The organism is Vreelandella hamiltonii (assembly GCF_014651775.1).
Taxonomy (GTDB): Bacteria; Pseudomonadota; Gammaproteobacteria; order Pseudomonadales; family Halomonadaceae; genus Vreelandella; species Vreelandella hamiltonii.
The window spans coordinates 69,955-91,392 of record NZ_BMXN01000001.1; the positions used below are offsets into that span (position 1 = coordinate 69,955).

Consider the following 21,438-nt stretch of genomic DNA (forward strand, 5'->3'; position numbering starts at 1 on the left):
TCTTGTTATCTGCGCCCCATGCGGCGGTGCGTTCGGTGAGGCTCCATTCTAGGGGAATTGCCCTGCAGCGCCAGTGCTCAAGATGAATGAGCAGGCTCGGCACAGGCTTGTTCGAGCAGCGTGGAGGAGGTGCGCAACGTGCGGATGCCGGTGATGTCCGGCGAACGGGTGTCGATATCCACCGGCACCAGCTCACGGCTGCTGCAATTCAATAGGTAGGCCTGGGGAATCACCAGGTCCGTATGGTGGCGCTCGAAGTGGTAGAGCATGAACTCGGCAAGCAGGGCGCCCTCGTGCTGGGTGCTCTGCAGGCTATCGCGGTCGAGCACGCTGAAGCGCGTGGTCATGGGAAACACGAAGGTCCAGGGGCGCCATACTTCGGTGCCGGTACTGCTGTCCACGACCACCGCCGAGGCGGGCAACTGCTGCTGCTTGTGATCGAACCAGGAGTACTCCACGTGAATCTGGTAGCTCAGCATGCCGAGTCCGGCAAAGACCGGCACGATCCATTTGGGCAGACGGCGTCCTGACAGGTGGCGCAGTATCAGGGCAATACCCGCCGCCGCCAGGGCGGCGAAGACAGCGGCAATCAAGTGCCAGATCATAACGATGCTTCCTAAAACAGCTCGGGCTTCCCATGGGAAGCCCGATGCGTGATGGGTTCCAGGGCTAGCCCGTTGGCTAGCCAGGAACGATTATGGCTTAGTGATCGACAGCGGCACCAGCCCCTTTCGGGTAACGCACGCTCTCGACAAGCTCCTGAATCTCCTTGGGCGGTGCTGCCGTGACGCTGGAGACTGCGAAGGCGACCGCAAAGTTGATCAGCGCGCCGACGGCACCGAAGGAGAGCGGGGAAATGCCGATGAACCAGTTGTCAGGCGTATTCGGCAGCATGTTGGTACCGGGGATGAAGAACCAGCCCAGGTAGGTGAAGATGTACAGCAGGGTAGCCACCAGGCCCGCCAGCATGCCGCAGATTGCGCCAGCGCTGTTCATGCGGGTGGAGAAGATACCCATCATCAGCACGGGGAATAGCGAGGCTGCCGCGATACCGAAGGCCAGGGCGACCGTCTGTGCCGCAAACCCGGGAGGGTTCAAACCCAGATAGGTGGCCAGCAGAATGGCCCCCCCCATCGAGATCCGTGCCGCCAGCATCTCGTTTTTCTCGGAAATGTTGGGGTTGATGGTGTTCTTGATCAAGTCATGACTGATGGCCGAGGAGATCGCCAGCAGCAAGCCCGCAGCTGTGGACAGGGCGGCAGCGATACCCCCCGCGGCGATCAGGCCGACCACCCAGCCGGGCAGGTTGGCAATCTCCGGGTTGGCCAGTACCAGAATGTCATTGTTGACGTTCAGCTCGTTGCCTTCCCAGCCGCGCGATTCGGCGGTGGCTGCGAATGTTGTGTCGGCGTCGTTGTAGAACTGGATACGGCCATCGTTGTTCAGGTCATTGAAGGTGATGAGGCCGGTATCTTCCCAGGTTCTGAACCAGGCCGGACGATCTTCGTAGAGCAGGGGTTCAGACGCTGCCATCTCGTAGTCTTCTACCTGCCCGGTCATTTCGGGATAGACGGTGGTCATCAGGTTCAGGCGCGCCATGGAGGCCACCGCAGGAGCGGTGAGGTAAAGCAGAGCGATGAACACCAGCGCCCAGCCGGCAGACCAGCGAGCGTCAGCCACCTTGGGTACCGTGAAGAAGCGAATGATGACGTGGGGCAGGCCCGCCGTACCGATCATCAGCGACAGGGTGAACAGCACCATGTTCAGCTTGTTGTCCACATCTGCGGTGTAGTCGCGGAAGCCCAGCGCATTGACGACGTCATCCAGCTTTTGCAGCAACGGAACGCCCGACTCGGTGTGGGTGCTGAACATGCCGAACATCGGGATCGGATTGCCGGTCAGCTGCATGGCGATGAACACCGCAGGAATGGTGTAGGCCACGATCAGTACGATGTACTGGGCCACCTGGGTGTAGGTAATGCCTTTCATGCCACCAAATACGGCGTACATGAACACGATGGCAGCGGCGATCCAGATACCCCAGGTGCTGGGCACTTCGAGGAAGCGAGAGAACGCCACCCCGGCACCGGTCATCTGGCCGATGACGTAGGTCACCGATGCGATGATCAGACACACCACCGCCACCACGCGGGCGGTACGGCTGTAGAAGCGCTCACCGATGAAGTCCGGCACGGTAAACTTGCCGAACTTGCGTAGGTAAGGTGCCAGCAGCATCGCCAGAATAACGAAGCCGCCTGTCCAGCCCATCAGGAAGGTGGAGTTGGCGTAGCCGCCCGAGGCAATCAGGCCCGCCATGGAGATGAACGACGCGGCAGACATCCAGTCGGCAGCCGTGGCCATGCCGTTGGTAATAGGGTGAACACCGCCCCCCGCCACGTAGAAGTCTTTGGTAGACCCGGCCCGTGCCCATATCGCAATGCCGATATAGAGCGCGAACGACGCGCCTACGAACAAAAGGTTAATGGCAAATTGGCTCATGCTTGCTTACTCCCCCAGGCCAAATTTCTTGTCGAGCTGATTCATTCTCCAGGCATAGAAGAAGATCAGGCCGATAAAGGTGAGAATGGAGCCTTGCTGAGCGAACCAGAAACCCAGGTCCGTTCCGCCAACGGAAATGCTGGCCAGCAGGGGGCGGAACAGGATGGCGCATCCGTAAGAGACGAAGGCCCAGACGATCATGCACCCGAAGATCAGGCGTACGTTGGCCTTCCAGTACTCAGCAGCATTGGTCTTGTCGTCTGCCATTGTGTTGCTCTCCAGTTGTGATTTTTAGGGTTGGAAAGTGAACTCAAGATAGCGTGTGATCCATCAGGGCAACGCAGACAAGAGATACCGACGGTGGTGGACTCATTGAATGGCGTTACCAGGCACGTCACCTTATTGTTGTTAAGCCGTCAGCGTTGAGGTGTTCTCGAGTGGTTGTCAGCGGCTCTGGATACATGGCTAGGGTGGTGTGCTTTAACCCTGTATGACTCGCTAATAATACTGGGCAATAAATGCAAAAAATAAATCCCAGACTTTGGTATCACGCCCCGTGAGCGGCTTTGTCTGGTCTGGATTTGTTTTTATATCTTACTGTTTTTTAGAGAATAAGCGATCTTTTTTGCAGGGTGAGGCATGACGATAGGACAATGGTCTATGGCTCTGGCTAAACCAATGTTTGCTACCTTGGTAAAAGTGACCAAAGAGCTTTAAAGAAGAAATGGAAAAGCGCGACTTTAGTCGCTAAACCAAGGTCGTTAAGACGTTAGCTTTATAGCGTAAAGTAGCAGGTTGCAAAGCAGGCCAAAGAGAGTGACAGGTTAACAATAATCACAAAAGCCATTGCGTGGCGCGATACAAGGCGCTTGATCGAGGTTGCTACATGGTAGAAGTAGAGCTGTCTCAACTGCCATTTACCCTGCTGGACGAGGATGGCCGAGATCACGTGCGTCGGGGCATGGACCTGGCGTTTTTCGAGCGTGACGAAATCATTCTGGAAATGGGCCAGCCGGGCGTTTCGGTGTTCTTGATCCACAAGGGCGAAGTGGCCGAGCTGGATCCGACGCTGCCTGCCGCCAGCGCGCGTATCGGTCACTATACGGCGGGCGACCTGTTCGGCGCGATCAGCATTTTGAATGGCAAGAGCCGCTACCGTTTTCAGGCTGAAGACGAATGTCTGTGTTATGTCATGCCCAAGGCGCTGTTCAGCCAGCTGTGCCGACACTACCCGGCGTTCGAGCAGTTTTTCAAGCAGTCGCTGTCTCACAAGGCGCGCCTGTTGACCGAGAAGCGTGCCGATGGGGGAGTCACCATGGCGGGGTTCATGCTGGCCCGCGTCAGCGAGTGCATGCGTCAACCGCTGATGATGGATGCCCAGGCTTCCATTCAACAGGCCGTCCGACAGTTGAATGAAAGTCATGCCGACAGCCTGCTGGTGGCCACCGCACGCGGCCCAGGCATGGTCACCAAAACGGATTTGCTCAACGGTCTGGTCCTCGATAGCGCTTCATTGGACACCCCGGTGGCTGCGCTGGCCAACCTTGCGCTCGTCACTGTTGCCCCCGGGCAATATCTGTTTGAAGCCTTGATCACCATGACCCGCCATCAGGTATCACGCGTCGTGGTGATGGAGGAGGGCAGGGTGCAAGGGGTCGTAGAGTTGACGGACGTACTGGGGTTCTTCTCCAGCCGTAGCTATGTGGTCAGCTTGCAAGTGGAGCAAGCCGATAGCTTGCCTGCCCTGGCATCGGCCAGTCAGCGCACGCCCGAGCTGGTCAAGGCGCTCATGGCCCAGGGCGTCAAGCTGCGTTTTGCCATGGACCTGCTGGCCGCGTTGAATGGCCGCATCATGAGCAAGGCGTGGGCCTTGACCGTGCCCGAGCAGTATCACCCGCAAAGCTGCCTGATGGTCATGGGCAGCGAGGGCCGTGGCGAGCAGATTCTCAAGACCGACCAGGACAACGGGTTGATTCTGGCCGACGACTGCCAGTGGCCGGACGTGGCCGAGTGCATGAACACCCTGTCAGAGAGGCTGGTGCAGCTGGGCTACCCGCCGTGCCCCGGCAATATCATGGTGTGCAACCCTGAATGGGTGGGCACGGTGTCGACGTGGGAGTCGAACATCGCCAGGTGGGTGTCGGCCCGGGATGGCGACAGCCTGATGAAGCTGGCCATTTTGCTGGATGCTCACGGCGTCGCGGGCAACCCTGCGCTGCTGGACCGCGTACGTGAGGCGCTGTTTGCGCGCTGTTCCCATGATGAGCTGCTGCTCTCCTATTTCGCCCGCGCGGCGCTGCGTTTCTCGACGCCGTTGACGCTGTTTGGCTCGCTGAAAAAGCCCCAGCACGGCATCGATATCAAGAAAGGCGGCATTTTTCCGATTGTTCACGGGGTGCGCACCATGGCGTTGGAGCGGCGCATCAAGGCGACGTCCACGCTGGACCGGCTCGACGCCCTGGCCGCCGACGGCCGCCTGGACCGCCGCTTTGCCGACGACCTGGGTGAGGCGCTGGCGCTGTTTACCGAGCTGCGTCTTAAGCAGCAGTTGCAGGAGCTGAAAAGTGGGGGCACCAGCGATGCCGATACCGGCAAGCGCACCAACCGAGTCGTGGTTCAGGAACTATCGTCGCTGGAGCGCGACCTGCTGCGCGAGGCGCTGCATATCGTCAAGGACTTCAAGCAGCGGCTGTCCCATCGTTATCATCTGGAGTATTCGTGAGTGGAATGCGGCTATTGGATAGGCACGTGGGTCTCTTGAGCGGCTCACTGAGAACGTTGGTGCAGCGTGAAAGCGATCGGCGGCGGTTCGCAGACACGCCGCATGGCTGGCTGTTCCAGCCCTATATGGGCGAAGAAGCAGTGGCGTTGGCGTGTCGTGAAAGCCAGGCTCGCCCAGGCGAGCTGCGCGTGGCCGCCGTCGTATTGACGCCGCGCCGAGTGCAGACCAGCCAGGCCTGGGGCGACACGCTGGCCATGGTCGACGAACCCTTGTCTCATCGTCAGGAGCAGGGCGCTGTGCCGGTTGCCTTGGCAGCCCGGGTCGAAGCGTTGGCGGAGTTCATCGGCAATCGGCCAGTGGTGGGGTGGCAGCTGGATACCTTGCTGGCGCCGCTTGGCCGGATGTTCAAAGCCACGCTGGGGTTTGGGCTACCCAATGCTCAGGTCGATCTGGCCAGGCTGCACGCTCGTCAGCTACGCCGCTTGCATCCCCAGGCAGAGGTCGGCCCGAGCATGAACGAAGCGCTGTCATGCTGGTCTCTGCCGCTAGCCTGGCCCTCGGTACAAAGCGAGGCCACGGCGGCGGCGCTGCTCTATCAGCGCCTGCAGAGTGAGCGCCTTTTCACGGTGTGAGCCGATGCGCTGGCCAGAGGCCGACGATGGGTTTGTATTGGGTCGCGCCTGCGAGTCTTGTAGAATAGCCGCTGCTCCTTCACCCATCGGCAGTACAACGACCATGTTATCACCTGACTTTTTCGACCCCTCCTCGGCGACGCGTGCCACCAATGCGGCGTCTGAACAGCAGCCTGAACTTCAGGATGCCAAACAGAAGCGCGAATTCAACAAGTTGCAGAAGCGTCTTCGTCGTGAAGTGGGCAACGCCATCATCGATTACAACATGATCGATGAGGGTGATCGGGTCATGGTATGCCTGTCGGGTGGCAAGGACAGCTACACCATGCTGGAAATCCTGCGCAATCTGCAGCGCAATGCGCCGGTCAATTTTTCCCTGGTGGCGGTCAACCTCGACCAGAAACAGCCGGGCTTTCCCGAGCACGTGTTGCCCCGTTACCTGGATAAGCTGGGTGTGGAGTACCACATTCTGGAGCGGGATACCTATTCGGTGGTGAAGGAGAAAACCCCGGAAGGCAAGACCACCTGCGCGCTCTGCTCGCGGCTGCGTCGCGGGTCACTTTACGGGTTTGCCGAGGAGATCGGCGCCAACAAGATTGCCCTGGGCCACCACCGGGAAGACATCCTCGAGACGCTGTTTCTCAACATGTTCTTTGGCGGAACCCTGAAGGCCATGCCGCCCAAGCTGCTGTCCGACGACGGCAAGAACATCGTGATCCGCCCCCTGGCCTACTGCAAGGAAGCGGACATTGCCGAATTCTCACGGCTGATGGAGTTTCCGATCATTCCCTGCAACCTGTGCGGGTCGCAGCCCAACATGCAGCGTCAGATCGTCAAGGACATGCTGGCCGAATGGGACAAGAAGCACCCAGGGCGGCTGGAAAGCATGTTCAAGGCCGTCACCAATGTGGCGCCTTCCCAACTGGCCGACCGGGCGCTGTTCGACTTCGTCGGGCTGGAAGCCAAACAGGCGGCGCTGATGGAAGGGCGCATTCAGGCGTTCAACGTGAGCTGATTGCCTGCTCCTCCTCTTCGGCCAGGGTGATGAGCCGTTGCAGGTCGAGAATATTGACCTCTCGACCCGAGACGGCCACCACGTTCTGCTGCTGAAAGCGGCTCAGGATGCGGCTGACGGTCTCGACGGCCAGGCCCAGGTAGTTCCCCATATCGGCTCGGGACATGGAGAGCCGGAAGCTGTAGGGCGAGTAGCCGCGTCGCCGGAAGCGGTCAGAGAGGGTAATCAGGAAGCTGGCCAGCCGCTGGTCGGCAGTTTTGCGTGATAGCAGGCGCATCATGCGCCGATCATCGCGCAGCTCCTTGCTCATGCTGCGGTAAAGCTGGCCGCGCAGTTCCGGCAGCTCTTCCGATAGGGTGTCCAGGCGGTCGAAAGGAATCTCGCACACCGTGGTGGTTTCCAGGGCAATCACGCTGCCGGGATACTGCTCCTCATCGATACCATCCAACCCTACCAGCTCGCTGGGCAGATAGAAATTGGTCAACTGGTCGTTGCCGTTGCCTTCGCTGGTCACCTGTTTCAGGCTACCGGAACGCACCGCATAGACGCTAGTGAAGGCATCGCCCTGGCGAAACAGCGGTTCGCCCTTCTTGAGCGGTGCGCGGCGGCGGATGATGGCATCGAACTGGCTCATATCCTCCAGCTCCAGGGCGAGCGGTAGGCACAGCGAGCTGAGGCTGCAGGTCTGGCAGCGCGCCTCTTGCAGCAGTGAACGTCGTTGGCTGGCAGGATATGGCATGTTGTTCTCCCTTTTCATTGGCCATCATAGGGTCAGGGGGTGGATGTCTCAAGGTGCCGTTTATACGATCTTCGAGTAGCGTTGCGATGACTGGCTTTGCAGGCGCGCATCGAACGCCATGGCCAGGTGGCGAATCAGCAGCCGCCCGGTCGGTGTTGCCCGCAGGCGGTTCCCTTCGCGCTGCAGCAGGCCATCCCGCTCGGCAGGCTGCAGATGCTCCAGCGCACTGGCGAAGTAGACGGGCGCATCGATGTGCCAGCGCTGGCCAACGCTGGCCAGGTCAATTTCCATATCGCACATCAGGCGCTCGATGACGTCTCTTCGTATTAGATCATCCTTATTTAAACGTATCCCTTTGACGGTTGCCAGCCGACCTTCATCCAATGCCGCTTCGTAGGCTGCCAGTTGGGTGGGGTTCTGGGCATACAAATCATCGATACGGGAAATGGCCGAGACACCCAGGCCAATCAGGTCGCACTGGGCGTGGCTGGAGTAGCCCTGAAAGTTGCGCTGCAGGGTGCCTTGCCGCTGTGCCTGGGCGAGGCTGTCGTCCGGGCGGGCGAAGTGGTCCATGCCGATATGCACGTAGCCTGCCTGAGTGAGCATCTCGATGGTGGTGCGCAGGATCGCCAGCTTCTCGTCGGCGCTGGGCAGGTCTGTTTCGCTGATGCGCCGCTGGGGGGCAAAGCGGCTGGGCATGTGGGCGTAATTGAACACCGACAAGCGGGCCGGGTTGAGGTCGATGACCTGGGCAAGCGTGTCGGCAAAGCTCTGCTCGGTCTGAAAGGGTAGCCCGTAAATCAGATCCAGATTGAGGGAGCGAAAGCCCAGCCGGTGTGCTTCGTCCATCAGGGTTTCGGTCATGACCTTGGGCTGCACGCGGTTGATGGCCGCCTGTACGCTGGGGTTCAGGTCCTGGACGCCCAGGCTGAGGCGATTGAAGCCCAGCGACTGCAGGTGGCGCAGGGTGAAGACATCCGCCTCGCGGGGGTCGATCTCGATGGCGTAATCGCGGTCAGGAGCGTTGGAGAGCCCAAACCTCGCGTCCAGCCTGTCTATCAGGTCGCTCATTTGCGCCAGGGTCAGGAATGTCGGTGTGCCACCGCCCCAGTGCAGCTGTTGCACTGGCCGCCGAGTATCCAGGTGGCGCGAGGTCAACACCATTTCACGATCGAGGCGCGACAGGTAGGGCTCGGCCAGCTGGGTGTTCTTGGTGGCGATCTTGTTGCAGGCGCAGTAGAAGCAGATCTTGCGGCAAAAGGGCACGTGCACGTACAGGGAGAGCGGCCGCTGGCTGGCATTGCTGCGCGCCAGGGCATCGGTGACGTCGTCGGCACCGATGCCTGCGTCAAAGGAGAGTGCCGTGGGGTAGGACGTATAGCGTGGGCCGCTGGTGTCGTAACGGCGCAGCAGGGCCTCGTCCCAGGCAGGGGTCTCGGCCGCTGCGAGGTGAGGAGTTGCGGTGGCAGCAGAGGCAAGGGGCATGAAGAGACGCTCCGTGGTAACAGGGCAAAGTAGCCAGGTGGTGGGCCACCGGCCGACATATGCCTGCATGCTAAGGCATCGAAGCGGGCAAAGCGTTGAGCTATATCAAGCTATGAGTGATGCGCCGTCGGCAGCAGCGACCACAGTTGCCACAGGGCAAAGCCGATGATGGTCAAGGCAGCCACGGTACGCGTGGCGGGGTGGCGAATGAGGTGGCCCATCTGGCGAGCCGCCAGGCCGGTGGCCAGCAGCGCGGGCAGCGTGCCCAGTCCGAAGGCGCCCATCAGCAAAGCGCCTTGCAGCGGGTCGGCCGTGGCCAGGCTCCAGGCCAGCATGGAGTACACCAGCCCACAGGGTAGCCAGCCCCAGATGGCGCCCAGGGCAAACGCCTGGGGCAGGTGCACGACAGGCATCAACCGTCGGCCCAGGGGTTCGAGATAGCGCCACAGGTAGCGTCCGGCGGCCTCTACCCGGAGCAGACCTTTCCACCAGTTGGCGATGTACAGCGCCATCAGAATCAGCATGACCGCCGCTACCACCTGCAGGCCCACTCGGGCGGCCGGGGAGAGCGAGACCAGCGTGCCCAGCGCGGCCACCAGCGCACCGGCCACCATGTAGCTGAGAATACGCCCCAGGTTGTAGCTCATCAGCAGCCCGCCCAGGCGAGCAGGGTGGCGCATGCTGGGCGGCACGGCGAAGGTGAGGGCGCTCATGATGCCACCGCACATGCCGATGCAGTGCGCTCCGCCCATGAGGCCAAATACCCAGGCCGCCAGCAGCGGCGGCAGGTCCAGCCCGGTCGGGTTCATGGCGGGGGCTCTTGGTCGCGAGGCGGCTTGGCCCTGTTTTTTCGCTCGGCGCGCTGTTCGGGGGTCAGGTCGTTTTCGTCGTCATCGAACAGGATGCGGTGGGCAGGGCCTTCCAGGTCTTCGAACTGGTCGTGCTTCACCGCCCAGAAGAAGGCCCAGACCGCGAGGCCGAGCAGGATCAGCGATAGCGGAATCAACAGGTACAGAATGCTCATGCAGTCACCGGTGTGGCGGGGGCGATGCTGGGGGTTGGAGCACTGCGCCAACGCGATAGACGCAAGGCGTTGCCCACCACCACCAGCGAGCTCAGCGACATGCCGATGGCGGCCAGCCAGGGTGGAATGAGCCCCATGGCGGCCAGCGGCAAGGCCGAGAAGTTGTAGCATACCGACCAGATCATGTTTTGACGCATGATGCGGCGGGTGGCCTGGGCAATATCCACAGCATCGTGGATACGCATCAGGCGTGGGCTCATCAGCACCGCATCGGCGCGGGTACGCGCCAGGTCGGTGGCACCGTTCATGGCAATCGCGACATCGGCCCCGGCCAGCACGGGCACATCGTTGATGCCATCACCAATCATCACCACCCGTTCGCCCTGGGCCTGCAGCGCGCGCAGCCGGTTCAGCTTGTCCTCGGGGGACTGGCCCGCGTGCCAGGTCTCGATATTGAGCTGATCGGCCAGGCTTTCCACGGCTTCCCGGGTATCCCCGGAGAGCAGCTCCACCGCCAGACCGCGTGCTTGCAGCGCCGCCACGGTTTGCGCGGCGTCTTCCCGAATGCCGTCATGCAGCTTGAACCAGGCGCGCGGCTGGTGATCTTCGCTCAGCAGCAGCCACTGCCCGCTGCCCGGCACCGCGATGCTTTGCTGGCTGGCGAAGTCGGGCTTGCCCAACCGCCAGACGGCTCCATCGAGGGTGCCCTCGAGGCCGCTACCGGTATGGCTCTTCACATGTCGGGCCTGAAGCGTGGCATCGCGGAAGGGGCGGAAGGCGCGGGCGATAGGATGCTCGGAGTGGGCTTCCAGCGCGGCGGCAATGGCGCGTAGATGCTCGCTATCGTGATGTCCCAGCGGTTGGGTCTGGGTGAGCTGCATTTCACCGCGGGTCAGCGTGCCGGTCTTGTCGAAGATGACGCGGGTAACGTTGGACAGCGACTCGATGGCATCGGCGCGGGTAATCAGCACGCCCCGCTGGCGCAGCTGGCCGTGGCCGGCGGTCAGCGCTGTGGGCGTGGCCAGAGCCAGTGCACAGGGGCAGGTGACCACCAGTACCGACAGCATGATCCAGAGCACTCTCGATGGGTCGATGATCCACCAGGTGATGGTGACACAGGCCGTCACCAGCAGTAGCCGAAGGACGAACAGGTGGGCCATGCGGGCGGCCATTTGCGCCAGGCGGGGGCGGCTGGCAAAGGCGCGATCGGTCAGGTCGACGATGCCTGCTACCCGAGCCGTATTGCCGGGGTGGGTGACGCGCATGGTCAGCGGATTTTCCATGTTCTGGCTGCCGCCCACCACGCTATCGCCGATACGCCGGGTCACCGGCAAGTACTCGCCGGTCAGCATGGATTCGTCGAGGCTGGATTCGCCCTCTTCGATCACGCCATCGGCAGGGACGCCGTGGCCCGGCTTGATCAATACGCGGTCGCCTACCGTCAGTTCGCTGGCAGGCAGAATACGCTCACTGCCATCCGCCTCCAGACGAATGGCCGAGACCGGCAGTACGCCGCTCAGCGCATTGCCGCTGTGGCCGCTACGGCGCCGCGCGCGGCCTTCCACGTAGCGGCCAAACAGCAGAAAGAAGGTGAACATGGCCACGGAGTCGAAATATACCTCGCCGACATCGAACAGTACCGCGTAGCTGCTGGCCAGGTAAGCGCCGCCAATGGCCAGCGAGACCGGCACGTCCATGCCCAGCACGCCGCTTTTCAGGTCGCGCAGGGCATTGCGGAAAAAGGGCTGTGCCGAAAACAGCACCACTGGCGTTGCCAGCGCAAACGAAAGCCAGTGGAACAGGGCATAGAAGTCGGCGCTCAGCTCCCCTGGGTCCGACACATAGATCGGTATCGAGAACATCATCACCTGCATCATGCCCACGGCGGCTACGATCAGACGGCGCACGTTCATGCGCTCTTCGTGTTGCAGGCGTGCCTGGGCCTGATCGGGCTCGTAGGGTTGGGCGTCGTAGCCAATGCTGGCCAGCTCGGCAAACAGCTGGGAGAGCTTGATACGTGTCGGGTCCCAGCATACGCGCAGGCGGTGGTGCGACAGGTTGACTGCGCTGGAGCTGACGCCTTCCAGGGCGTTCAGGCGGTGTTCGATGAGCCAGGCGCAGGCGGCGCAGGTAATCCCCTCTACGGCCAGGGTGGCCCGCAGGTGGCCGTCATCCCCTTCCGGGTGGGTGAACTGGGCCTGCAGCGCGGGGTCGTCGAACACCGACCAGGTGTCTGATTTGCTGGCCTGACGCTCGTCGGGGCGCTCCGGTAGCTCGGTGCGGTAGCGGTAGTAGCTCTCCAGGCCGCCTTCCACAATGGCGTGGGCGACCGCTTCGCAGCCGGGGCAGCAAAGCGGCTGGGGCGCTTCGTCGATGATGATCTTCCATGGTGCCCCATCAGGCACCGCGCTGCCGCAGTGGTAACAGCTGGCTAGAGATGCAGTACTCATTCGCTCTGCGTGCGGCCTCCGGGTAGAAGGGCGACACTCTCTTCATTGGGGAAGCGCGCCTCACCTATCAGCCGCCAGTCGGCTTCGGTTTGCTGGGGCTGCAGCTGAATGTACCAGCGGTAGCGCAGGTTGTCGGGGCCTTGGGTGATGTAGCGGCCTTCGCGCACGTGTTGCAGCACGAACTCCTGATCGCGGTCATCCTGCGTCGGGAAGATCAGCGTCAGATAGAGGGTCTCCGGGCGGTCGTCGCCGGTCAGGTCCAGCACGATATCACTGGTGAGCGGGTCGATGCGTAGCTCTGCGGAAAGCCCCAGCTCATTGGCACGCTCCTGCTTGGCCAGCACCATGTTGATGGCCTTGCCGTGTTCGTAGTAGTCCTCCTGGACCACCATGCCGTCGGCAGTCTTGATCGACAGGACCGCAAAAGTGATGCTGACCACGATGGACGAGGAGAGCAGCGCCAGCAGGAACCATGGCCAGAACTGCTTGTACCAGGGCTGAATCGGGGTGTCGGACATGGGGACTTATCTCCTAACGTCGCCCAGGAAGCGCGTTTCACGCTCCGAGCGAATGGTGTCGTCTTGCTGAGACTGCAAGATGAAAGTGATCGGTTGGCTGGGCTGTTGCAGCTCAGTCGGGTCGGCCAGGACGGTCACGATCTGGGTGCGTGTCTCACCGGCAGGCACTTCTATCGACGTGCGGTCCAGGGTGAGTGTCTCGAGCCCGGTCGCGCTCAGTCGATAGGTATGGGCCGTATTGTCCAGATTGCGAATCGTCAGGTTATAGACGTTGCTGACCTGACCCTCTCGCGTGATCTGGTAAAGCTGTGTGCGCTCTCGCTCTGCCTCGAAGCCCAGCGGCATGCGCTCATTCACCGCCCAGGCGAACGTGGCGATCATGACCAGCAGCGCGGCCAGATAGCCCAGCAGGCGGGGGCGCAACACATGACTCTTCTTGCCTTCCAGCGCATTTTCCGTGGTATAGCGAACCAGCCCGCGCGGGTAGCCCATGCGATCCATGACGCTGTCGCAGGCATCGATACAGGCGGCGCAGGTGATGCATTCGTACTGAAGGCCGTCGCGAATATCGATCCCCGTGGGGCACACCTGCACGCACAGCTCGCAGTCGATACAGTCACCGTATCCTGCCGCCTGAGCCTGGGAATGGGTGAGGGTTTTCTTGCGGCTGCCGCGCGGTTCTCCCCGGGTGGCGTCGTAAGAAACGATCAGCGTATCACGGTCGAACATGACCGACTGAAAGCGAGCGTAGGGGCACATGTAGATGCACACCTGCTCACGCAACCAGCCCGCATTCAGGTAAGTGAATACCAGGAAGAAGCCGACCCAGAAGTAGGACCAGCCGTGGGCCTCCAGTGTGGGCAGTTCGACCACCAGTGAACGAATGGGCGTGAAATAGCCCACGAAGGTCACGCCGGTGGCCAGAGCGATCAGCAGCCAGGCGCTGTGCTTGGCGGTCTTGCGCCACGCCTTGCTGGCGTCCATGGCCTGTTTGTCCAGCTTGATGCGCTGATGGCGGCTGCCTTCGATACGGTGTTCCAGCCAGATGAACAGGAAGGTCCAGACGCTCTGCGGGCAGGTATAGCCGCACCAGACACGACCAGCAAACACCGTGATGAAAAATAGCCCAAAGGCACAGATGATCAATAGCCACGAGAGCAGCACGAACTCTTGCGGGTAGAAAGTCGCCGCAAAGATATGAAACTCACGCCCCGGCAGGTCGAACCATACGGCCGGTCGATCCCCCCAGTTCAACCAGGGAAGCAGAAAGAAGGCCATCATCAGCGCCCAGTTGGCGCTGCGCCGAACCTTTTGGAACAGACCTTTGATTTCACGCACGTAGATATGCCGCCGCTTGGCGTACATCTCTTTGGTCTCGTTCTGGCCAGGCGTGTGGTGCCCAACGGTTGGCGGCGTAATATCGTGGCTAGGTATTTTTTCCATGGCGGTGATCGCAGCTCAGTGAGGCAGACGTGGGCGGCAGCCGAAGGGTGGTCGCTGGCGTAGTAGCGTTATGCCGTGTCGCTAAACCTGTTTCGATAAACAATAGTGTAACGGATCGCCGAGCGGCTGAGCGGTTGCTGGATGTAGAAAGGGTGCGGTATGAAACCGCACCCTTGGTGCACGCTGGCGTCAAACGCCTGACAACGAGATCAGTCGCGGAAGCGCAGGCTGTACACGTAAGCGGCCACCAGGTGGACGCGCTCTTCACCGATGTACGCCGCCTGGGCAGGCATGTGGCCGTTACGGCCGTTGCGCAGCGTTTGGCGTACAGAGTCGGCAACGCTCTGCCCTGGTGCCTGATACAGCCAGATATCGTTGGTCAGGTTGGGGGCGCCGAGTGCCGTGTTGCCAGTGCCGCTAGGCGTGTGACAGGCGGCACAGGCGGCCAGGAAGGTGCTTTCACCGCTGGCTGCGCGCTCCTCGTCGTGCTCCAGGTTGGAGAGCGACAGCACGTACTGGGTCAGGTTCTCGATGTTGTTCTCACCGAGCTGCTGCCAGGAGGGCATCAGACCATTCCGACCGTTGTTCAAGGTGGTCAGAATGTTCTCGGGTTCGCCGCCGTACAGCCAGTCGTCATCGGTCAGGTTCGGGAAGCCGTAGCCGCCCTGGGCGTTGGAGCCGTGGCACACCGCGCAGTTGTTCAGGTAAATGCGCTCGGCCACCTGCATGGCCTCGGCATCACGCGCCAGTTCGGGAATCGGCACTTCCTGGTACTGAGCAAAGATCGGTGTGAAGCGCTCGTTGGCCTGCGCCACTTCTTCTTCCCACTGACTTTCCTGAGACCAGCCCAGCACGCCCGCGTAGTTGCCCAGACCTGGGTACAGCACCAGATAGCCCAGCGCAAAGACCACGGTCAGGATGAAGAGCTTGAACCACCACTGGGGCAGGGGGTTATCGTACTCTTCGATGCCATCAGCCGCGTGGCCAGTGGTCTCTACATTACCATCAGCATCCGGGGTCTTGTCGGTGCGGCGGTTGGAGATCAGGATCCAAACGCTCAGCGCAATCGTGCCCAGAGTGATGACGATGATCCAGGCGCTCCAGAAGCTGGATAGGGAGTCACCCCATAAGTTATTCATCTATTCTTATCTCCCCTGTCGTGGCGGGAATCCGCTTCGCCCTCTGGCGAAGCATGCTTGTCACGGGTCGGTTGCTTATCGTTTTCATCGTCGGCAAAGGGCAGGTTGGCCGCTTCATCGAAGTCGGGTTTGCGCCGCTTGGAGTAGGCCCAGAAGAAGATGCCTACGAAAGCGACAATGAGAATGAACGTGATAAGTCCGCGGAAAGTTCCCGTATCCATAACTTAACGAGTGCCCTCGAGCACGGTTCCTAACTGTTGCAGATAGGCCACCAGCGCAGTGATTTCCTGCTGGCCGCGTACTTCGGCGGTGGCGTTGGCGATATCTTCATCGGTGTAGGGAACGCCCAGCTGACGCAGTACACGCATCTTGCGCGGTGTCGCTTCGCCATCCAGGGTGCGCTCGAACAGCCAGGGGTAAGCCGGCATGATGGACTCGGGCACGACATCGCGCGGGTTGTACATGTGGGCGCGGTGCCAGTCATCGCTGTAGCGGCCGCCTACGCGCGCCAGGTCTGGCCCCGTACGCTTGGACCCCCACAGGAAGTTGTGCTCGTACACCTGCTCACCAGCCACGTTGTAGTGGCCGTAGCGCTCGGTTTCCGCACGGAACGGGCGAATCATCTGGGAGTGGCAGCCCACACAGCCTTCGCGGCGGTAGATGTCCCGGCCTTCGAGCTCCAGTGCACTCAGCGGGCGCAGCCCCTCCACGGGCTCCGTCGTATCCTTTTGAAAGAACAGTGGCACGACTTCGGCCAAGCCGCCGAAGCTGATCGCAACCAGGATCAAGACGGCGAGTAGGCCAACGTTCTTTTCGACAATCTCATGTTTCATTGGTCTGAACTTCCCCGGTTTAAGCGGCTTGTGGTGCCGAGTAGCTGATGGCTTCACGACGCTTGACGGTCATGTACACGTTGAACGCCATGATCAGCATGCCGACTACCCAGAACAGGCCGCCTATCAGACGAACGAAGTAGCCTGGGCCACTGGCTTCGACAGACTCAACGAAGGTGTACATCAGCGTGCCGTCGGCGTTGATGGCGCGCCACATCAGGCCTTGCATGATGCCATTGACCCACATCGCCGCGATGTACAGTACGGTACCGATGGTGGCCAGCCAGAAGTGCACGGCGATCAGGCTGACGGAGTACATTTCGGTGCGGCCGAAGACCCGCGGAATCAGGTGGTACATGGAGCCGATGGTGATCATCGCTACCCAGCCCAGGGCACCAGAGTGCACGTGGCCGATGGTCCAGTCGGTGTAGTGAGACAGCGCGTTGACGGTCTTGATGGCCATCATCGGGCCTTCAAAGGTCGACATGCCGTAGAACGACAGAGCCACGACCAGAAAGCGCAGGGTCGGGTCGGTGCGCAGCTTATGCCAGGCGCCCGACAGGGTCATCATGCCGTTGATCATGCCGCCCCAGGAAGGTGCCAGCAGGATGATCGACATGATCATGCCCAGCGACTGCGCCCAGTTGGGCAGTGCGGTGTAATGCAGGTGGTGCGGGCCTGCCCACATGTAGATCATGATCAGCGCCCAGAAGTGGACGATGGACAGACGGTAGGAGTAGATCGGACGCTCGGCCTGTTTGGGTACGAAGTAGTACATCATGCCCAAAAAGCCTGCCGTCAGGAAGAAGCCCACCGCGTTGTGGCCGTACCACCACTGCACCATGGCATCCACGGCACCGGCATAGATCGAGGTGGAGTACATCATGGTGACAGGAATGGCGGCGTTGTTGACGATGTGCAGCACGGCCACGGTCAGGATGAACGCAGCAAAGAACCAGTTGGCCACATAGATGTGGGACGTGGCGCGCTTCTTGATCGTCATCAGGAACACGATGGCGTAGCTGATCCAGACAACGGCAATCAGGATGTTGATTGGCCATTCCAGCTCTGCGTACTCTTTCGTGGTGGTATACCCCAATGGCAGGCTGACCACGGCAGAAAGGATGACCGCCTGCCAACCCCAGAAGGTGAACGCGGCGAGCTTGTCAGAGAACAGACGTGTCTGACAGGTACGCTGAACGACGTAATACGACGTCGCGAACAGCGCTGAGCCACCGAAGGCAAAGATGACGGCGTTAGTGTGTAACGGACGAAGACGCCCGAAGCTAGTCCAAGGTAAGCCGAGGTTCAGTTGCGGCCAAACCAGCTGGGAGGCGAGGATGACGCCAATCGTCATGCCCACGATGCCCCACACAACGGTCATGATCGCGAACTGCCGAACTACCTTGTAATTGTAGGTCGGGTGTTCCAGTGCTGTGCTCATTTCATGTTCCCATCGAACGCGGTTAGGGGGTAACCCGTAGCATTGTGCATTAGCATTTTGCCTGGGTGCGGCCACCCGCTTGATGATGCAGGTCAAGATCCGGCCTAGATTCTATCGCAGCCGAGGCTTAAGCTGAACACGCCAATGGATGTAACGCTGAATTAGCAGGAGTCGACGTTGTCCTATTACGCTGGCCTGGGGTTCGAGCCGCTTGCGCCACAGGCACTGTTCAAGGGTATTGCCAGCCCCGCTGTTCAGCGCTTTTACGTGGAAGGATATGGGCCGGTGAGTGTTTCCGGCATGCCCCGGCAGGGGCGCTTGCTGCTGCTGCACGGTGCGGGAGCAGGGCACCTGAGCGATTTTATGCGGCAATTTGCCGCGACGCTGGCGGCGCATGACATACAGGTATGGGCTATCGATTTGCCCTACATGCAGCAGATGCACGAGCAGGGCAAGCGTCGCCCGCCACCACCCGTGCTGAAAAGTGTGACCTGTGTCGCTGACTGGTACTCCCTGATCGAGCCGTTGGGCCCACTTCCTTTATGGGTGGGGGGCAAGTCCATGGGCGGGCGCCTGGCGTCGTTATTTGCCAGTGAGCGGACGTGCTCAGGCGTGATCGCCGTGGGGTATCCGTTCCATCCTCCTAAAAAGCCGGACGTGCTGCGAACGGAGCACTTTGCGTCGTTGTCCTGCCCGACGTTGATCATCCAGGGCGAGCGAGATCCTTTTGGCACCCGTGCTGAGGTAGAGAGCTACCGACTACCGAGGCGCGTGCAGGTGGAATGGCTTGCCGATGGGGACCATGATTTCAAGCCACGGAAATTATCCGGCCTGAATCAAAAGGTTTTGATTGACGAGGCTGCCCGGATTGCGGCATCCTTCGTCCGCGCTCAAGGAGCGGAAGTCGGTGATACGTGCAGCACACTGGTTTAAATGCAGAATTTAAACGCTTCGTGTTGACATTTGAACAGGCTTCTGTAGAATGCAGCGCCACGTGACCAGCGGGTGGTTAGCTCAGTTGGGAGAGCACCAGCCTTACAAGCTGGGGGTCACTGGTTCGAACCCAGTACCACCCACCATTGACATGGTGCCCTGGAAACGTAAGCAGCAAGTGATGCATTTGTGGACCGGTAGTTCAGTCGGTTAGAATGCCGGCCTGTCACGCCGGAGGTCGCGAGTTCGAGTCTCGTCCGGTCCGCCATCATCGCTCAATGTTGCACATCAGTTATCGTAATTCGGACCGGTAGTTCAGTCGGTTAGAATGCCGGCCTGTCACGCCGGAGGTCGCGAGTTCGAGTCTCGTCCGGTCCGCCACGATAACCTGAAGCAGTCGATTGATCAGCCATTGGCTGTCAATGATCGGGTGGTTAGCTCAGTTGGGAGAGCACCAGCCTTACAAGCTGGGGGTCACTGGTTCGAACCCAGTACCACCCACCATTCAAGTAGCGTGCATAGCGACTGAACCGCTTTGATGACGCCCTTGCAATGGTCTTGAAGTGTCTTAACGTGGACCGGTAGTTCAGTCGGTTAGAATGCCGGCCTGTCACGCCGGAGGTCGCGAGTTCGAGTCTCGTCCGGTCCGCCATTAAGCACTTATCGGTTATGCATGTGCATGCAAGCACGTCGATAAAACCGAACACATTCCAAAAGCCCGGATCTTCGATCCGGGCTTTTTTGTCGTTTCTATTTCCAGATGCCATTTCCAGATGCCTATGTTCAGGCGCGCATGACGCCGTTTGTCACGGCGTCATGCGGTGCTCAGTGGTCAGGCGATAGCGCTGACACCGGCTTTGGCGATCTGGACATCCTGGTCCGGCTTGACGCCAGAAATCCCCACGGCACCCACGACCTGGCCATCCACGATGATCGGTACGCCGCCGGACAGCAGCCCCTGCAACGGTGCCGAGACAAACGCCGTACGGCCACCGTTGATCATCTCCTCGAAGATTTGCGTCTCTTTGCGGCCGAGCGCTGCGCTGCGCGCTTTTTGGGTCGCCACTTCGGCGCTGAACGGGGCAGCGCCATCTAGCCGACGCAGGGCCAGCAGGTGGCCGCCATCGTCGGTGACGGCAATGGTCACGGGCCAGCTGTTGTTGTCGGCTTCTTGCTGTGCGGCGTCCAGTACTTGAATGACGTCGGCTTGGCCCAGAACGGCTTTGGTTTGCATCAAAGTATCCTTCTTATCATGGGGGGTGAGGCGCGGCGCCTGACGGGCAAGGCGTGATGCCAGGGGCCGCGAGTATCGAGGTTATACCAGGGCAGCGTCGACGACTTCTACCCAGTGGCGGACTGGCGTGCGATTGGCACTGGCCAGATGCGTCTGACAGCCGATATTGGCGGTCACGATCACTTCGGGGTTGCCTGCTTCCAGAGCATTGAGTTTGTTGTCGCGCAGCTGGGTGGCGAGCTCCGGCTGGGTCACCGAGTAGGTGCCTGCCGAACCGCAGCACAGGTGGGCATCCTTGACCGGGGCCAGCGTAAAGCCGAGTTTGCCCAGCACGCTTTCCACCGCGCCGTTGAGCTTCTGGGCATGCTGCAACGTACAGGGGCAGTGGAATGCCAGACGCTGATGCTCCTTGAGCTGCAGGGCCTCCAAAGGCTCGTCGCGCAGAATCTCGACGATATCCTTGGCCAGTGCGCTGACACGCTGGGCCTTTGCCGCGTAGGCAGGGTCGTCTTTGAGCATGTCGGCATACTCTTTGACGAAGGCGCCGCAGCCGCTGGCGGTTTGCACGATGGCTTCGGCCCCTTGCTCGATTTGCGGCCACCAGGCGTCGATATTGGCGCGCATGCGCTGGCGACCGGCTTCCTGTGCATTGAGGTGGAAGTCGATGGCACCGCAGCACCCCGCTTCACTGATCGGTGTGACGCTGATGCCCAGGCGGTCGAGCAAGCGAGCCGTCGCCGCATTGGTGTTGGGCGAGAGACCAGGCTGCACACAGCCTTCCAGGATCAATACCTTGCGCGTATGGCGCTGGCTGTCGGGGCGTTGGCCTGCATCCACCGGAGCGGGCGGCATTTTGCTGCGCAGCTTGCCAGGCACCAGCGGTTTGAAGGTTTGCCCCAGACTCAGCAGCGCCTTGAAGCGCTTGGGGTCCACCAGCATTTTACGCAGGGCGTAGCGTTGGGCGCGTTCGGCGGCCGAGCGGGGCACGCGGCGCTCGATCTCGGCGCGTCCTATATCCAGCAGCTTGTGATACTCGACGCCCGAGGGGCAGGTGGTTTCACAGTTGCGGCAGGTCAGGCAGCGGTCGAGGTGCAGGCGAGTCTCTTCGGTGACCTGGTCATCGTCATCGCGGCTCTCCAGCAGCTCTTTCATCAGGTAGATACGCCCGCGCGGCCCGTCTCGCTCATCGCCCAGCAGCTGGTAAGTGGGGCAGGTGGCGTTACAAAAGCCGCAGTGTACGCAGGTGCGCAGAATGCGCTCGGCTTCCTGAATATGCGGTTTCTGGCGGTCGGCATCGGTAAAGTGCGTCTGCATGTCAGCTCTCCTGA

The 21,438-nt window shown here is 60.9% G+C and carries 20 protein-coding genes and 5 tRNA genes; 9 read left to right on the forward strand and 16 right to left on the reverse strand.

The annotated features are described in order from the left end of the window. Positions 1-77: 77 nt before the first annotated feature. The 3 genes from IE091_RS00315 to IE091_RS00325 form a co-directional block, all read right to left on the reverse strand. The gene (locus IE091_RS00315; RefSeq protein ID WP_096921454.1) at positions 78-605 is read right to left on the reverse strand and encodes a hypothetical protein; all 528 of its coding nucleotides are present in this window, start codon (positions 603-605) and stop codon (positions 78-80) included. A 97-nt stretch (positions 606-702) separates the two neighbouring features. Continuing rightward, a complete protein-coding gene (locus IE091_RS00320; protein WP_039181553.1) occupies positions 703-2,499 on the reverse strand; it encodes a sodium:solute symporter family protein in 1,797 nt (598 codons plus the stop codon). Between the two features lie 6 nt (positions 2,500-2,505). Continuing rightward, the gene (locus tag IE091_RS00325) at positions 2,506-2,766 is read right to left on the reverse strand and encodes a DUF4212 domain-containing protein (protein WP_039181551.1); all 261 of its coding nucleotides are present in this window, start codon (positions 2,764-2,766) and stop codon (positions 2,506-2,508) included. 619 nt (positions 2,767-3,385) lie between these two features. On the opposite strand from IE091_RS00325, the gene IE091_RS00330 reads away from it, so the two are divergent. From IE091_RS00330 to ttcA, 3 genes are all read left to right on the forward strand, one after another. Further along, the gene (locus tag IE091_RS00330) at positions 3,386-5,221 is read left to right on the forward strand and encodes a putative nucleotidyltransferase substrate binding domain-containing protein (protein WP_039181548.1); all 1,836 of its coding nucleotides are present in this window, start codon (positions 3,386-3,388) and stop codon (positions 5,219-5,221) included. A gap of 26 nt (positions 5,222-5,247) precedes the next feature. Then, a complete protein-coding gene (locus IE091_RS00335) occupies positions 5,248-5,853 on the forward strand; it encodes a 3'-5' exonuclease family protein (RefSeq protein ID WP_308428111.1) in 606 nt (201 codons plus the stop codon). Positions 5,854-5,956: 103 nt separating this feature from the next. Next, on the forward strand, positions 5,957-6,868 hold the full coding sequence (gene ttcA / locus IE091_RS00340) for a tRNA 2-thiocytidine(32) synthetase TtcA (protein WP_039181541.1): 912 nt from the start codon (positions 5,957-5,959) through the stop codon (positions 6,866-6,868). On the opposite strand, the gene fnr is transcribed toward ttcA, so the two are convergent. The 11 genes from fnr to ccoN form a co-directional block, all read right to left on the reverse strand. Further along, positions 6,855-7,607, reverse strand: a complete 753-nt coding sequence (fnr, locus tag IE091_RS00345) for a fumarate/nitrate reduction transcriptional regulator Fnr (protein WP_016916179.1) — start codon at positions 7,605-7,607, stop codon at positions 6,855-6,857. The two genes, ttcA and fnr, sit on opposite strands and share 14 nt — an antisense overlap. Before the next feature lie 60 nt (positions 7,608-7,667). Next, on the reverse strand, positions 7,668-9,092 hold the full coding sequence (hemN, locus tag IE091_RS00350) for an oxygen-independent coproporphyrinogen III oxidase (protein WP_189462523.1): 1,425 nt from the start codon (positions 9,090-9,092) through the stop codon (positions 7,668-7,670). Positions 9,093-9,202: 110 nt separating this feature from the next. Continuing rightward, positions 9,203-9,901 (reverse strand): sulfite exporter TauE/SafE family protein, encoded by a 699-nt coding sequence (locus tag IE091_RS00355; RefSeq protein WP_039181532.1) that lies wholly within the window; start codon positions 9,899-9,901, stop codon positions 9,203-9,205. Next, complete coding sequence (gene ccoS, locus IE091_RS00360) at positions 9,898-10,116, reverse strand: cbb3-type cytochrome oxidase assembly protein CcoS (RefSeq protein WP_039181529.1); 219 nt, start codon at positions 10,114-10,116, stop codon at positions 9,898-9,900. Before ccoS ends, IE091_RS00355 begins: the two co-directional genes overlap by 4 nt. Further along, a complete protein-coding gene (locus tag IE091_RS00365) occupies positions 10,113-12,566 on the reverse strand; it encodes a heavy metal translocating P-type ATPase (protein WP_189462524.1) in 2,454 nt (817 codons plus the stop codon). The genes ccoS and IE091_RS00365 overlap by 4 nt, the downstream gene beginning before the upstream one ends. Then, positions 12,563-13,084: a FixH family protein gene (locus IE091_RS00370; RefSeq protein WP_039181522.1), complete on the reverse strand. Its 522-nt coding sequence runs from the start codon at positions 13,082-13,084 to the stop codon at positions 12,563-12,565. Before IE091_RS00370 ends, IE091_RS00365 begins: the two co-directional genes overlap by 4 nt. A gap of 6 nt (positions 13,085-13,090) precedes the next feature. Next, complete coding sequence (gene ccoG, locus IE091_RS00375) at positions 13,091-14,527, reverse strand: cytochrome c oxidase accessory protein CcoG (RefSeq protein ID WP_189462525.1); 1,437 nt, start codon at positions 14,525-14,527, stop codon at positions 13,091-13,093. 209 nt (positions 14,528-14,736) lie between these two features. Then, a complete protein-coding gene (gene ccoP, locus IE091_RS00380) occupies positions 14,737-15,666 on the reverse strand; it encodes a cytochrome-c oxidase, cbb3-type subunit III (protein ID WP_039181516.1) in 930 nt (309 codons plus the stop codon). Then, on the reverse strand, positions 15,663-15,887 hold the full coding sequence (locus IE091_RS00385) for a CcoQ/FixQ family Cbb3-type cytochrome c oxidase assembly chaperone (RefSeq protein WP_039181513.1): 225 nt from the start codon (positions 15,885-15,887) through the stop codon (positions 15,663-15,665). Before IE091_RS00385 ends, ccoP begins: the two co-directional genes overlap by 4 nt. Positions 15,888-15,890: 3 nt before the next feature. Beyond that, on the reverse strand, positions 15,891-16,499 hold the full coding sequence (ccoO, locus tag IE091_RS00390) for a cytochrome-c oxidase, cbb3-type subunit II (RefSeq protein ID WP_016916188.1): 609 nt from the start codon (positions 16,497-16,499) through the stop codon (positions 15,891-15,893). A gap of 19 nt (positions 16,500-16,518) precedes the next feature. Next, positions 16,519-17,943, reverse strand: coding sequence for a cytochrome-c oxidase, cbb3-type subunit I (ccoN, locus tag IE091_RS00395; protein ID WP_039181509.1), 1,425 nt, complete (start codon positions 17,941-17,943; stop codon positions 16,519-16,521). A gap of 177 nt (positions 17,944-18,120) precedes the next feature. On the opposite strand from ccoN, the gene IE091_RS00400 reads away from it, so the two are divergent. The 6 genes from IE091_RS00400 to IE091_RS00425 all read left to right on the forward strand — a co-directional run bounded on the left by IE091_RS00400 (position 18,121) and on the right by IE091_RS00425 (position 19,528). Further along, positions 18,121-18,876: an alpha/beta fold hydrolase gene (locus IE091_RS00400; RefSeq protein WP_189462526.1), complete on the forward strand. Its 756-nt coding sequence runs from the start codon at positions 18,121-18,123 to the stop codon at positions 18,874-18,876. Positions 18,877-18,946: 70 nt separating this feature from the next. Beyond that, positions 18,947-19,022, forward strand: a tRNA-Val gene (locus IE091_RS00405). A gap of 45 nt (positions 19,023-19,067) precedes the next feature. Beyond that, positions 19,068-19,144 (forward strand) — tRNA-Asp (locus tag IE091_RS00410). A gap of 36 nt (positions 19,145-19,180) precedes the next feature. Then, positions 19,181-19,257: transfer RNA gene (locus IE091_RS00415), tRNA-Asp, on the forward strand. Positions 19,258-19,304: 47 nt separating this feature from the next. After that, positions 19,305-19,380: transfer RNA gene (locus IE091_RS00420), tRNA-Val, on the forward strand. 71 nt (positions 19,381-19,451) lie between these two features. Beyond that, a tRNA-Asp gene (locus IE091_RS00425) sits at positions 19,452-19,528 on the forward strand. A gap of 180 nt (positions 19,529-19,708) precedes the next feature. Here IE091_RS00425 and IE091_RS00430 read toward each other — a convergent pair. Then, positions 19,709-20,110, reverse strand: a complete 402-nt coding sequence (locus IE091_RS00430; protein ID WP_039175367.1) for a heme-binding protein — start codon at positions 20,108-20,110, stop codon at positions 19,709-19,711. Positions 20,111-20,191: 81 nt separating this feature from the next. Next, positions 20,192-21,424 carry a glycolate oxidase subunit GlcF gene (gene glcF / locus IE091_RS00435; RefSeq protein WP_039175370.1) on the reverse strand — a complete coding sequence of 411 codons (1,233 nt, stop codon included), beginning with the start codon at positions 21,422-21,424 and terminating at the stop codon, positions 20,192-20,194. Positions 21,425-21,438 lie beyond the last annotated feature (14 nt).